The 12,808-nt window shown below is 73.6% G+C and carries 9 protein-coding genes; 3 read left to right on the top strand and 6 right to left on the bottom strand.

Features of this window, described 5'->3' with window-relative positions; translation table 11 throughout:
* Window positions 1-120 precede the first annotated feature (120 nt).
* Complete coding sequence (locus AB0J24_RS25620) at window positions 121-1,011, bottom strand: thioesterase family protein (protein ID WP_358685834.1); 891 nt, start codon at window positions 1,009-1,011, stop codon at window positions 121-123.
* A gap of 272 nt (window positions 1,012-1,283) precedes the next feature.
* Between AB0J24_RS25620 and AB0J24_RS25615 the strand changes: the two genes are divergently transcribed.
* Entirely contained in the window at window positions 1,284-3,251 is a 1,968-nt protein-coding gene (locus tag AB0J24_RS25615; RefSeq protein ID WP_358685842.1) for an ATP-dependent DNA helicase, read from the top strand.
* A gap of 91 nt (window positions 3,252-3,342) precedes the next feature.
* Here the strand turns inward: AB0J24_RS25615 and AB0J24_RS25610 are convergent, their stop codons facing one another.
* From AB0J24_RS25610 to AB0J24_RS25590, 5 genes are all read right to left on the bottom strand, one after another.
* On the bottom strand, window positions 3,343-4,005 hold the full coding sequence (locus AB0J24_RS25610; RefSeq protein ID WP_358685840.1) for a peptidyl-tRNA hydrolase: 663 nt from the start codon (window positions 4,003-4,005) through the stop codon (window positions 3,343-3,345).
* A gap of 56 nt (window positions 4,006-4,061) precedes the next feature.
* Complete coding sequence (serB, locus tag AB0J24_RS25605; RefSeq protein ID WP_358685831.1) at window positions 4,062-5,312, bottom strand: phosphoserine phosphatase SerB; 1,251 nt, start codon at window positions 5,310-5,312, stop codon at window positions 4,062-4,064.
* A gap of 19 nt (window positions 5,313-5,331) precedes the next feature.
* Complete coding sequence (ctaD, locus tag AB0J24_RS25600) at window positions 5,332-7,086, bottom strand: cytochrome c oxidase subunit I (RefSeq protein ID WP_358685829.1); 1,755 nt, start codon at window positions 7,084-7,086, stop codon at window positions 5,332-5,334.
* Window positions 7,087-7,597: 511 nt separating this feature from the next.
* Complete coding sequence (locus tag AB0J24_RS25595; RefSeq protein ID WP_358685827.1) at window positions 7,598-8,410, bottom strand: PIG-L family deacetylase; 813 nt, start codon at window positions 8,408-8,410, stop codon at window positions 7,598-7,600.
* A 61-nt stretch (window positions 8,411-8,471) separates the two neighbouring features.
* Entirely contained in the window at window positions 8,472-10,352 is a 1,881-nt protein-coding gene (locus AB0J24_RS25590) for an AAA family ATPase (RefSeq protein ID WP_358685825.1), read from the bottom strand.
* A 173-nt stretch (window positions 10,353-10,525) separates the two neighbouring features.
* Between AB0J24_RS25590 and AB0J24_RS25585 the strand changes: the two genes are divergently transcribed.
* Together AB0J24_RS25585 and AB0J24_RS25580 are read left to right on the top strand one after the other, a co-directional pair.
* The gene (locus tag AB0J24_RS25585) at window positions 10,526-12,136 is read left to right on the top strand and encodes a benzoate-CoA ligase family protein (RefSeq protein ID WP_358685822.1); all 1,611 of its coding nucleotides are present in this window, start codon (window positions 10,526-10,528) and stop codon (window positions 12,134-12,136) included.
* Between the two features lie 113 nt (window positions 12,137-12,249).
* Entirely contained in the window at window positions 12,250-12,693 is a 444-nt protein-coding gene (locus AB0J24_RS25580; RefSeq protein WP_358685820.1) for a GNAT family N-acetyltransferase, read from the top strand.
* Window positions 12,694-12,808: the final 115 nt, after the last annotated feature.

The raw sequence follows: 12,808 nt of genomic DNA, 5'->3' as shown, positions 1-12,808 counted from the left end.
GAACAGCCCCGTGTCACCGGCCGCGTAGACGCGCAGCCCGTCGGCCTTCAGCAGGTGGCCCATCGCCTCGGCCTGCGGGCCGTGCGTGCCGCGGCGGGGCAGCTCGGTGGGCCGGGCGGCTCAGCCCGCGAAGCGGAACGGCGCCAGCGCCTCGGCCAGCCGGACCGGGTCGCCGTTCTCGCCGGGCGCGTGGTGGAACCCCTCGGCCTCGGCGAGCCCGATGCAGCGACGCTCGTCGAACAGCCCGCAGACGTAGCGGACGGTGTCCTCGCCGATCTCCTCGACGCCGACCCGCAGCTGGTAGATGCCCGGGTAGTGAACCTGGTCGAGGTACTGCACCGCGAGCGTCGAGGGCGACAGCCCGTCCAGCGGCCCACCGACCGGGTAGCCCAGGACGTCGGCGTGCAGCTCGGCGAGACCGTCGAGGTACCAGGCGGCCAGCGCGACGTTGTTCACGTGCCGGTTGGTGTCGAGATCGGTGAACCGGACCCGGGCGTCCCACCGGAACGGGTAGTTCTCCCGCACCAGGCGGGCCTCGCCGCGCTCGGGGCGGGCGGAGGCGGGCAGGTCGATCCGCAGCGGCTGCAGCAGGTTGCGGACCTCGTCGGTCAGCGGGGCGGGCTTCTCGCCGTCGGTGTGCACCGAGGTGGACTCACCGGTGGCCACCAGGTCCTCGCCGGCGAACACTCCGTACCGGTAGGAGAACGACGTCGTCCCGACGTGGGTCACGCCGATCCCGATCCGGTACGCCCCGGCGACGGTCAGCGGGGCGAGCACCTCCACCCGGACCGCCGCGAGCAGCAGCCGCACCCGCGACTGCAGGCGGGCGACGAGGTCGGCGCCGAAGGTCTCGCGCTCGACGGCGACCCTGGCGTCCTCGAACCAGCGCACCAGTGCGTCCCGGCCGATCCGGCGGCTCGGGTCGAGATCGGCGTAGCGGGCCTCGTGCTCGATCAGCACCGGGAACGCGTCGGGCGCGACGGTGCTCTGAGAGGTCAAGGATGCTGTCACGACCACCATGGTGACGCTGTGTCGCCGCTCACCGACGACCGGCCGTCCGGTATCACACGCGGTGCACACCGTCGTCACGGCGCGTACCGGCCGGGACGGTCCCCGTCGGGGCCGGGACCGTCGGTGGGCCTGGGTAGCCTCGGACCGTGCCCGCGTCCGTGCCCGCCCCCACGTCTGCTCCCGTGGCGACCCGCGATCTGCCCGGCGTGCACGAGCTGCTGGAGGTGGCCGTGTCCTCGGTCGGCGGTTCCCGCCGGGAGGGGCAGGACCGGATGGCCGACGCGGTGCGCCGGGCGCTGTCCTCCGGTGAGCACCTGGCCGTGCAGGCCGGCACCGGCACCGGGAAGTCGCTGGCCTACCTGGTCCCGGCGATCCGGCACGCGATCGCCCGGGACACCTCCGTCGTCGTGTCCACGGCGACGATCGCGCTGCAGCGCCAGCTCGTCGACCGGGATCTGCCGCGGGTCGCGAAGAGCCTGAAGAAGGCGCTGGGCCGGGAGCCGACGTTCGCGATCCTCAAGGGCCGCCGCAACTACCTGTGCCTGAACAAGCTGCACGGCGACATGGGGGACGCGGCCGACGACGGCGTCGAGGAGCTGTTCGACGCGTTCGCGATCTCGGCGCTGGGCCGCAACGTCAAGCGGCTGCACGAGTGGGCGTCGGACACCGGCACCGGCGACCGCGACGAGCTGGTGCCCGGCGTGCCCGAGCCGGCCTGGCGGCAGGTGTCGGTCACCGCCCGCGAGTGCCTGGGGGCGAGCCGCTGCCCGGTCGGCGAGGACTGCTTCGCCGAGAAGGCACGAGCCGAGGCGGGGCGGGCCGACATCGTCGTCACCAACCATGCGCTGCTCGCGATCGACGCGATGGGTGAGGCGCAGGTGCTGCCCGAGCACGACGCGGTGATCGTCGACGAGGCGCACGAGCTGGTCGACCGGGTCACCGGCGCGGCCACCGCGGAGCTGACCGCGGGCACCGTCGCGGCGGCCGCGCGGCGCTGCGGCAAGCTCGTGGACCAGGAACTGGCCGATCGGCTCGCCGAGGCCGGCGAGGGCCTGGGCGCGGTGCTGGAGGACCTGCCGCCCGCACGGTGGGAGTCACTGCCGGCGCCGGCCGCGGGAGCGCTGAACGCGATCCTGTCGGCCGCCGGGGGCTGCCGGCAGTCACTCGGCGGGAACCGTCGCGGCGACGACGCCGACCCGGAGGGCGCGGCGGCCCGCAAGCTCGCGCTGGCCCTGCTCGACGAGGTCTCCGAGACCGCCGTCCGGCTGATCGACACGTTCGGCGAGAGCGACGCGGGCAAGCGTCGCGACGTCGTCTGGCTGGGTGAGCAGGGTCCCGACGGCAGCCGGTACAAGGTGCTGCGGGTCGCACCGCTGTCGGTCGGCGGGCTGCTGCGGGAGCGGTTGTTCAACACCCGCACCACCGTGCTGACCTCGGCGACCCTGGCGCTGGGCGGATCGTTCGACGCGCTCGCCCGGCAGTGGGGTCTCCCGGCATCGGCCCCGAAGGAGCGCGGTGACACCCCGCCGGCCGCCGAGGAGGGCCACGGCCCGGTCCAGGATCCGGAGGCCCCGCGCTGGACCGGTCTCGACGTCGGTTCGCCGTTCGCGCACGGCCGGTCGGGGATCCTCTACCTGGCCCGGCGGCTCCCCTCCCCCGGCCGGGACGGTCTCGCACCGCAGACGCTCGACGAGATCGAGGCGCTGGTGCGCGCCGCGGGCGGCCGCACGCTGGGCCTGTTCTCCTCGACCCGGGCCGCCAAGCAGGCCACCGAGGCGCTGCGGCCCAAGCTCGACACGCCGCTGCTCTGCCAGGGCGACGACTCGACGATGCTGCTGGTCAAGCGGTTCGCCGAGGACCCGGAGACGTCGCTGTTCGGCACCCTGTCGCTGTGGCAGGGCGTCGACGTGCCGGGCCCGTCGCTGTCGCTGGTGATCATCGACCGGATTCCGTTCCCGCGCCCGGACGACCCACTGGTCGCGGCCCGGCAGAAGGCCGCCGACGCGCGGGGCGGCAACGGCTTCCTGTCCGTCTCGGCGACGCACGCGGCGCTGCTGCTCGCCCAGGGCGCCGGCCGGTTGCTGCGCTCCACCGACGACCGCGGCGTGGTGGCGATCCTCGACCCGCGGATCTCCACGGCCCGCTACGGCGGATTCCTGCGGGCATCGCTGCCACCGTTCTGGGAGACCACCGACGGGGAGAAGGTGCAGGGCGCGCTGCGGCGGCTGCGCGGCGCGTGACACCGACCGTGACCTCCGGCACCTCCGTGGCGCGACCCGGACCGCGCAGACTCGCCGCGCGGCGACCGAACCGGCCCCGCCGCCGGTCTCCTCAGCGGGCCAGGCAGGTGACGGTGCCCGGATCGACCTCGGTGAAACCGGCGTCGCGGACGGCGACCAGGTCCGAACCACCCGTGGCGAGCTCAGCGAGCAGCGCGTCCCACTCCCGGGGCGCCGGGGTCCGCACCGCACAGCGGGGCACCCCGTCCGGCTGCGCCACCGGCCAGCCGCGGACCGCACCGAGGATCATGCTCGCGTGCCCGACCTGGGCCGCGGCCTTCCCGACGGTCATCGTCACGTGCGGGTTCAGCAGCACCAGCGGGGCGCCGTCCGGCGCCGGGCCCGGCTCGTCGGGTTCCAGCTCGGTACCGCCGATCTGCAGCCGGGACACCGCCTTCGGCACCGCGTCCACCGGGCCGGGCAGCAGCGCCCTGGCCTGCGCCCCGTCGATCTCCACGGTCACGCCGGGCAGCTCCTGCACCGCCGCCCAGTGCGCACCGCGGGCCCGTCGGGCGATCTTGCGGATCCGGCCGTCCACCCAGGTCTCCACGGCGGCGTGCCACTCACCGCCGGGTTGCGCCCACGGGTGCAGGCACACCGCCACCGCCGCCGTGGCGGCCGCCTCCAGCAGCGGCGTCCGCGCCGGGAGCGGATCGCGCTCGATGCGCAGCACGACCGGCATCGCGCGCACGATCCCGTCCGGCTCGGGCGGGATCTCGCGGCGCCGTGCACCGGTGCCGTAGCGGTCGGCCAGCAGGCCGAGCACGCCGCTCACGCGATCGGGACCCGTCGGAGCACACCCTCGGCGGCGTCCGCGGCCTCCACCTCGGTGCGGGTGATGCCCAGCACGAACAGCACGACGTCCAGGTAGGGCACCGAGACGGAGGTGTCGGCGATGTCGCGCAGCGCCTGCTTGGCGTTGAACGCGATCCCCAGCCCGGCCGTGGACAGCATGTCGATGTCGTTCGCACCGTCGCCGACCGCGATGGTCTGCTCGACCGGGATCTCGTGCGCCCGGGCGAAGCGGCGCAACGCCACGGCCTTGCCGGGCCGGTCCACGATCTCGCCGCGGACCCGTCCGGTGAGCCGTCCGTCGACGATCTCGAGCTCGTTCGCGGCGACGAAGTCCAGCTTGAGCTCGTCGGCGAGACCGGCGATGACCTGCGTGAAACCACCGGACACGACGCCGCAGCGGTAGCCGAGCCGCTTCAGGGTGCGGATCGTCGTGCGGGCACCGGGGGTCAGCTCGATCTCGGCGGCGACCTCGTCGACCACCGAGGCGGGCAGCCCCTCCAGCACCGCGACCCGCCGGGTCAGCGACTCGGTGAAGTCCAGCTGCCCGGCCATCGCCTCCTCGGTGACGCGGCGCACCTGGGCCGCGACGTCCGCGCCGGCCCGGGCGGCCAGCATCTCGATGACCTCGCCCTGGATCAGGGTGGAGTCGACGTCGAACACGATGAGCCGCTTGCTGCGCCGGGCCAGGCCGGCGCGGGACACCGCGACGTCGACACCGGCCTGCCGGGCCACACCGACCAGTCGCTTGCGCAGCGTTCCGGGCGGGTAGGCGTCCGCATCGCCGTCGGGCACCGGGGAGACCAGCAGCTCCAGACCGGTCACCGGGTAGTCGGCGACCCGGCGGATCGCGTCGATGTTGGCGCCGACCGCGGCCAGCTCGGCGGCGATGGCGCCGAACGCGCGGGCCGTGATCGGCCGGCCGAGCACCGTCACCACGTGTGTCGAGGGCGGGCGAGCCGTGACGTCGCCGTCGCGCTGGATCTCGATGTGCACCGACATCGAGATCGAGTCCATCGCCTCGCCGACCGACTCCTGCAGGTCCTCCGGGTCCCCCTCCGGCACGACCAGCGCCCCCAGGGTGAGCCTGCCGTTCACCACGACCTGCTCCAGGTCGAGCAGCTCCACCCCCGCCGCGGTGAGCGCCGCGAACAGGACGGAGCTGACACCCGGGCGGTCCGGCCCGGTCACCGTGACGAGCACGGCGGGCCGGACCGGGCCGGGGTTCACCGGTGGTACCCCGACCACCTCAGTTGGACTTGGGGTCGTCGTCCGGCCAGGACTCCTTGCCGACCTCCTTGGCCAGCACCTCGGTCGGGTGGGCACGGTTGCCGACGTGCGCCTCGGCGCGGGCCTTCTCGACCAGGTGCGGGTAGTGCAGGTCGAAGGCGGGCCGCTCGGACCGGATCCGGGGCAGCTCGGTGAAGTTGTGCCGCGGCGGCGGGGAGGAGGTGGCCCACTCCAGCGAGTTGCCGAAACCCCACGGGTCGTCGACGTCGCAGATCCGGCCGAACCGGTAGCTCTTGAACACGTTGTAGATGAACGGCAGCGTCGAGGCACCCAGGATGAACGCGCCGATCGAGGAGATCGTGTTGAGCGTGGTGAACCCGTCGGAGGGCAGGTAGTCGGCGTACCGGCGCGGCATGCCCTCGTTGCCCAGCCAGTGCTGCACCAGGAACGTCATGTGGAACCCGAGGAACGTCAGCCAGAAGTGTATCTTGCCGAGCGTCTCGTCGAGGAACCGGCCGGTCATCTTCGGGAACCAGAAGTAGATGCCGCCGAAGGTCGCGAACACGATCGTGCCGTAGAGCACGTAGTGGAAGTGCGCCACCACGAAGTAGCTGTCCGACACGTGGAAGTCCACCGGCGGCATCGCGAGCAGGATGCCGGTCAGGCCGCCGAACAGGAACGTCACCAGGAAGCCGACCGAGAACAGCATCGGTGTCTCGTAGGTGATCTTGCCCTTCCACAGCGTGCCGATCCAGTTCACGAACTTCACACCGGTCGGGATGGCGATCAGGAAGGTCGTGAAGGAGAAGAAGGCGAGCATCACCGCGCCGGTGGCGTACATGTGGTGCGCCCAGACCGCGACCGACAGTGCCGCGATCGCGATCGTCGCGAAGATGAGGCCCTTGTAGCCGAAGATGGGCTTGCGGGCGAACACCGGGAAGATCTCGGAGACGATGCCGAAGAAGGGCAGCGCCACGATGTAGACCTCGGGGTGGCCGAAGAACCAGAACAGGTGCTGCCAGAGCACCACGCCGCCGTTCTCCGGGTTGAACACGTTCGCCCCGAGGTGCCGGTCGGCGGCCAGGCCCAGCAGCGCCGCGGTCAGGATCGGGAACGCGATCAGGATGAGGATCGCGGTGATGAAGATGTTCCAGGTGAAGATCGGCATCCGGAACATGGTCATTCCGGGGGCGCGCATGCAGACGATCGTGGTGATGAAGTTGACGCCACCGAGGATCGTGCCCAGACCGGACACGACCAGACCCATGATCCACAGGTCCCCGCCCGGCCCGGGCGAGCGGACCGCGTCGGACAGCGGGGTGTAGGCGAACCAGCCGAAGTCGGCGGCGCCACCCGGGGTCAGGAACCCGGACAGGACGATCAGGCCGCCGAACAGGAACAGCCAGTAGGAGAACGAGTTCAGCCGGGGGAACGCCACGTCGGGCGCGCCGATCTGCAGCGGCACCATGTAGTTCGCGAAGCCGAACACGATCGGCGTCGCGAACAGCAGCAGCATGATCGTGCCGTGCATGGTGAACAGCTGGTTGTACTGCTCGGTCGAGAGGAACTGCAGCTCCGGACGCGCGAGCTCGGCGCGGATCAGCAGCGCCATCACGCCGCCGACGGCGAAGAAGCCGAACGACGTGACCATGTAGAGGATCGCGATGTCCTTGGGGTCCGTCGTCCTCAGCATCCTGAGGAACGTGGACCCCTTGCCCTCTCGCCGCGCCGGATACTGGCGCGTCGAGATCGGCTTCGGCTCGACGGCTGTCACCTGGTCCTCCTGCACTTGCCTGCCCTGAGCACGTCCTCGCGGACGGGAGGACTCTACTTCCCGACCGGCGTACGTCGCCCGACCGGGCCCGGAGATCCACAGGGGGTCCGGCCAGGGTCGCGCGCCGCGCGCCGATTGTGCTCTACGGAGGGTAGAACGACCACCCCCCGCCCGCACCGCCGGGTCTGATTTCGCCCCGTTCGCGGCATCGGCCGCACCGCCGGGAGCGAGATCACATCCCGCCACCGCGGCCCGCGTCACGACCGGTGCCCCCGGGGCACGGAGTGCGAACCGGGGGCGCTCACCCGTCCGGGGCCGGTGCCGTACGCCCGGCCCGGACGGTCGACCACGTGCCGAACGGCGGCCGCGGGACGCCCGGGCCGACCGGAGGCCGCGGTCGGCGGCGATGCCGGGCACCGCACCGGCGCCCGGCCACCTGCTCACCCGGTTCGTCGAGCGGCCGGCCCACGGTGCGCCGACGCGCGCCCGGGGCCGGGTCCGGCCGCGGGGCTCACGCTCCGCGTAGCGGCTCGAACACCTCGGTCCAGATCTCCGGCGCGGACGCCGGGTTCGGCGGCGCCGCCACGATGTAGAACTCGGTGCCCAGCCCCATCGCGAAGACCGGCTCGGGCATCCTCAGCATGAAGTGGTCGGGGCCCATCTGGCTGGCGTGCGCCCGCATCGACTCCCGCTTCGTCCCGGCGTACTCGACGGCCTCGACCCGGTGCGTGATCTCGGACTCCGGCTTGCCGAACGACGGGTCCTCGGTGATCTCCGGCAGCTCGATCCCGGCGCCGCGCTCCTTCTGCAGACCCCGCATGCCGCGCAGCAGCCAGTCCCGGTTCGTGGTGTTCTGCGCGACGACCGGCACTCCGGCCAGTTCGCCCGCGCGGGCGCCCACCCGGTGCACCTGGATGTGGTCCGGGTGCCCGTAGCCGCCGTTGTCGTCGTAGGTGGTGAGGACGTCGGCCTCCTCCTCCTCGAGGATCAACGCGAGCCGCCGCGCCGCGTGCTCCACCGGGGCCTGCCAGAAGCAGTACGGCGCGTCGTTGGAGGGCTCGCCCATCATCCCGGAGTCGACGTAGCCGAGGAACTCCACCCGGGACACGCCGAGAACCCGGGCGGACTCGTGGCATTCCGCGGAGCGCCGCACCGAGAGCTGCTCACCCTCGGCGAGCACCCCCGGGACGGGTTCACCGAGCTCGCCGCGGGTCGCGAACACGAGCACCACCCGGTGCCCGAGCGCGGCCGCCTTGGCGAGGGTTCCCGCGGTGCCGATCGACTCGTCGTCGGGATGGGCATGGAAGCTGACCAGGGTCCCCACGTCGGGCGAGCCTACGCACCGGATGTTCCCGCCGGAGCGCAGGCCCGGGGCGCCGGCCGGATCAGGCCAGCACGCGGGTCAGCGCGGCACCGACCTCGCCGAGGCGGGCCACCGGCACACACAGCCCTCCGCCGCGGGCGGCGAGCGCACCGGCGGCCCGGCGGGCGTCGGCGTCCGGCCCGCCGGGGACCGGGAGCAGCACGTGCAGGCGGTCGATCCCGGCGAGCGCCCCCAGCGGATCGTCACCCGCGGTGTGCAGGCAGTCCGACAGCAGCACGACGGTCCGCTCCTCGGCCACCGCACCCGCCAGCTGCGCGGACGCGGCACGCAGGGCGGCAGCGAGATCGGTGGTGCCGTGCCCGCGCAGCGCGACGAGCTCGGCGACCAGCTCCTGCGCCGGGCGCGGCACACCGTGTGCCGCGAGGGTCTGCACCCCGGAGCCGAAGGAGAGCACCCCCGGGTCCTGGGCCGCCCCACCCGCGCCGCCGTTCGTGCAGGCCAGCACCACCCCGGCGGCGGCGACCGCGGCGAGCGCGACCGCGTCGCCCTGCATCGAACCGGACACGTCCACGACCAGGCAGATCGCCCGGCGGTGCGCGGTCCAGTCCCGGGTGACGAGATCCTCCGGGCGCGGCGGCCCGGTGCCGGGGTGCCAGGCGTCCAGGGTGCGGTCGAGATCGAGGTCCCCGTGCCCGCCGCGGCGCGGCCCGAGCCGACGAGTGCCGCGCGAGCGGGCCGGGCCGACCCGGCCGAGCCGCAGGAACACCCGGCCGGCGATCCGCCGGGCCCTGGCCCGCAGCTCCGCGTCGGTGGCGACGGCGAGATCGGCGAGCAGCGCGGCGGCGGCCTCGGGATCGCGGGAGAGCGCGTCGTCCAGGGCGTCCGCGTCGAGCTCGCCGAGCCCCGGCGAGACCTCCGCGAAGCCCTCGTGCCGCGATGCCAGCTGGTCCCGGCCCAGCGTGCGCGGGCCGCGCGGCGGGCGACCGGCCCGGCCCGGCTGCTGCGGACCGGCGGACGGGGAGCCCGGCGCGCCGTCAGCGGGCGCCGGGCCGTCGGCTTTTCCCCGGTCACCGCCGGTCTCCTCGGCGGGGTCCGCCGGGTCGGGCTGCTCCGGTGGGGACTCCGCGTCCGGCGGCCACACCTCGTCGAGGATCTCGTCGAGCACCGACTCGGGGGTGCGGTCGACGCCGTCGGCGATCCTGATCCGGCCGGACAGCGCCGCGTGCAGCGCGTCGCGCGCGGTGCCGCGGACGGGCGGGTCCTCACCGCGCAGGTCGGCCAGCCCGGTCAGGACGTGCGCGAGGTCGATGGCACCGCGGACCGACGACCCCATCCGGACGTCCGGATGGCCGCGGGTGCGCCGGGTCAGGCCGACCGCGAGTGCGACGGCCGCGTCCGGCCGACCGGTCACCGCCGAGGTGATCCGCCGCTCGGCCTCCTCGGACTGGTAGCCGAGCACCACCCGGCACATCCGGTCGGCGATCGCCTGGCTCACCCGGGCGGTGCCGACGGCGTCGAACGGGTTCATCGCGGCGATCAAGCGGAAACCGGGGCCCGCGGTGACCGTGCCGAACCGCGGGACGCTGATCTCGCCCTCGGTGAGCACCGTGATCAGCACGTTCAGCGTCTCCTCCGGGACGCGGTTCATCTCCTCGAGGTAGAGCAGGCCGTCCTCGCGCAGCGCGGTGAGCAACGGGCCGTCGACGAACGCGGCCGGGGTATAGCCGGTGGACAGCACCTGCGCCGGATCGAACGCGCCGACCAGGCGGGCCGGGGTCAGCTCGGCGTTGCCCTCGACGAACACCATCCGCCGCCCGGAACCGCGGGCGATCGCGTGCAGCAGGGTCGACTTGCCGGTACCCGGCGGGCCCTCCAGCACGACGTGCCGCCCGGTGTCGAGGGCGACGGTGAGGACCTCGCGCTCGCGGTCGAGACCGACCACCGGGACCGGGTTCCGGATCCCGTTCCCGGCAGGGGACGACTCTGGCAACGACACTGTCACCCCGTCAGCTCACCACATCCGGGCACCCCAGCGGAACGGTCTACGAAGCGTTGACGCCACACGTCATGTGTGTAGCATCACAGATCCCCGAACCGGCACAGGAGCCACCCACCATGGCCGACGTCGTCCGTGCTGACCAGCCCGTCCCCGTGTTCAACGCAGCCGCGCACCTGACCGCCGCCCGGGTGGCGGCCGGTGACGGTGACCGCACCGCCGTCCGGTTCCCGGCCGGATCGCTGACCTATGCCGAGCTCACCGAGCGGGTCCGCGCGCTGGCCGGCGCGCTGCGCGCGAGCGGTGTCCGGCCCGAGCAGCGCGTGTTGCTGGTGATGCCGGACGACGTGGAGCTCTACGTCGCGATCCTGGCCACCATGTGGTCCGGCGCGGTCGCCGTGCCGTCGTCGACGATGCTGACCGGCCGGGAGCTCGCCGTCCTGGTCCGGGACTCGCGGGCGACCACGGTGATCGGCGGCGCCGCGTTCGCCGGTGCGCTCGCCGATGCCGTCGGTGGCGCCCCCGACCTGGAGCGGGTCGTGCTCACCGGGCCGGACGCGCTGCCGGTCCCGGTGGCGTCGGTCCGGTCGCTGACCTGGGACGAGCTGCTCGCCGCCGGTGGGCCGATGCCCGAACCGCACCCGACGTGGGACGAGTCCCAGGCGCTGTGGCTCTACACCTCGGGCACCACCGGCAAACCCAAGGGCGCGATGCACCGGCACGCCGACATCCGCTCGGTGTGCGAGACCTACGGCGCGCGGGTGCTCGGCATCCGGCGCGACGACGTCTGCCTGTCGGTCGCGAAGCTCTTCTTCGCCTACGGCATCGGCAACTCGATGTTCTTCCCGCTGTCGGTGGGTGCCTGCGCGGTGCTGGAGCCCTCCCGTCCCGACCCGGAGCGGTACTCCCGGCTGGTGGCCGAGCACTCCGCGACGCTGTTCTTCGCGGTCCCCAGCTTCTGGGGCCCGCTGATCGCCGCCGAGCTGCCCCGGGAGCGGTTCGCGACGGTGCGCCTGGGCGTCTCGGCCGGGGAGGCGCTGCCGGCACGGATGTTCCACGGCGTCGGGCAGCGGTACGGCTTCGAGGTGCTCGACGGCATCGGGTCCACCGAGGCGCTGCACATCTTCGTCTCCAACCGTCCCGGTCAGGTCGTGCCGGGCAGCTCCGGGTTCCCGGTGCCCGGCTACGAGGTCGAGCTGCGCCGCCCGGACGGCAGCGTGATCGACGGGCCCGGCGAGCAGGGCATGCTCTACGTCGCGGGGGACTCGGTGTGCATCGGCTACTGGTGCCGCACCGAGGTGAACCGGCAGGTGTTCCAGGGCCGGTGGATGCGCACCGGCGACCAGTACGTGCGCGGCGAGGACGGCTCCTGGACCTGCCTGGGCCGGGCCGACGACGTCCTCAAGGTCGGCGGCATCTGGGTCTCCCCCGCCGAGGTGGAGGCCCGGCTGCTGGAACATCCCGGGCTGGCCGAGGCGGTCGTCGTCGGGGTGCCGGACGCCGACGGGCTGGACCGGCCGGTCGCCTTCGTCGTACCGCGGGACCCGGCGGCCGCACCGTCGGCGGACGAGCTGGTGGCGTTCTGCCGGGAGGGCCTGGCGGCGTTCAAGCGGCCGCGGTCGGTCGTCGCGGTGGACGAGCTGCCGAAGACCCCGACCGGGAAGATCCAGCGGTTCCGGCTGCGCGAGCGGGCCTCCGCACTGGCCGCGGAACCGGAACCGGTGGTCTGAGCACACGGATCGGCCGATGGAGTGTCGCTATTCGCGACGCTCCCTTGGCGGGAGACGATCGACCGGGTTCACTCGGCTCGGCACCGGAGGACGGCAACGGCGAGGAGGCCGGAGTGGACGCGTGGGAGTGGATCCCGGAGACCCCGGCGAGCTGGGACGAGCGCAAGGCGGCCGTGCTGGCGGGGCTCTCGCCGGCGCTGTTCGGGCTGGGTCACCCGGGCGTCGGCGACCCGCTCGGTGACGAGTGGTGGCGCGTCCAGGACGGCTCGGGCGAAACCGTCGCCTACGGCAGGCTGGACGAGTCGTGGGGCGACGCCGAGATCCTGGTGCTGGTCCGTCCCGACGCGCAACGCAGCGGTGTCGGCTCCTTCGTGCTGTCCCGCCTCGAACTGGAGGCGGCACGCCGCGGCCTGAACTACATCTACAACGTGGTGCCCGACGGCCACCCCGACCCCGAACAGGTCACCGGGTGGCTCGCGGCGCACGGCTTCGTGCGCAACGACGTCGGCGAGCTCCGCAAGCAGCTCCCGCTCACCACCGCGCCGGCCTCGCGCTGAGCGCCCGGCCTGCCGCGTTCCACGCCGTGACCGCCGGGCCGGGGGGTCCCGGCGACCGAGCGCGCGGACACCTCGACCGTCGCGTCGTGGCCGTCCTGTGCGGAACGCGGGGTCA

It is taken from the genome of Pseudonocardia sp. NPDC049635 (genome assembly GCF_040659795.1).
Classification (GTDB): Bacteria; Actinomycetota; Actinomycetes; order Mycobacteriales; family Pseudonocardiaceae; genus Pseudonocardia.
Note: the sequence above shows the minus strand (reverse complement) of the source record. Positions and strands in the feature narration are given on the sequence as shown.

What these genes read in the sequence shown, in the direction of transcription:
- AB0J24_RS25615 (WP_358685842.1), top strand. Translation starts at nt 1,284, where the DNA reads ATGGCCGACGCGGTGCGCCGGGCGCTGTCCTCCGGTGAGCACCTGGCC.
- AB0J24_RS25585 (WP_358685822.1), top strand. Translation starts at nt 10,526, where the DNA reads ATGGCCGACGTCGTCCGTGCTGACCAGCCCGTCCCCGTGTTCAACGCA.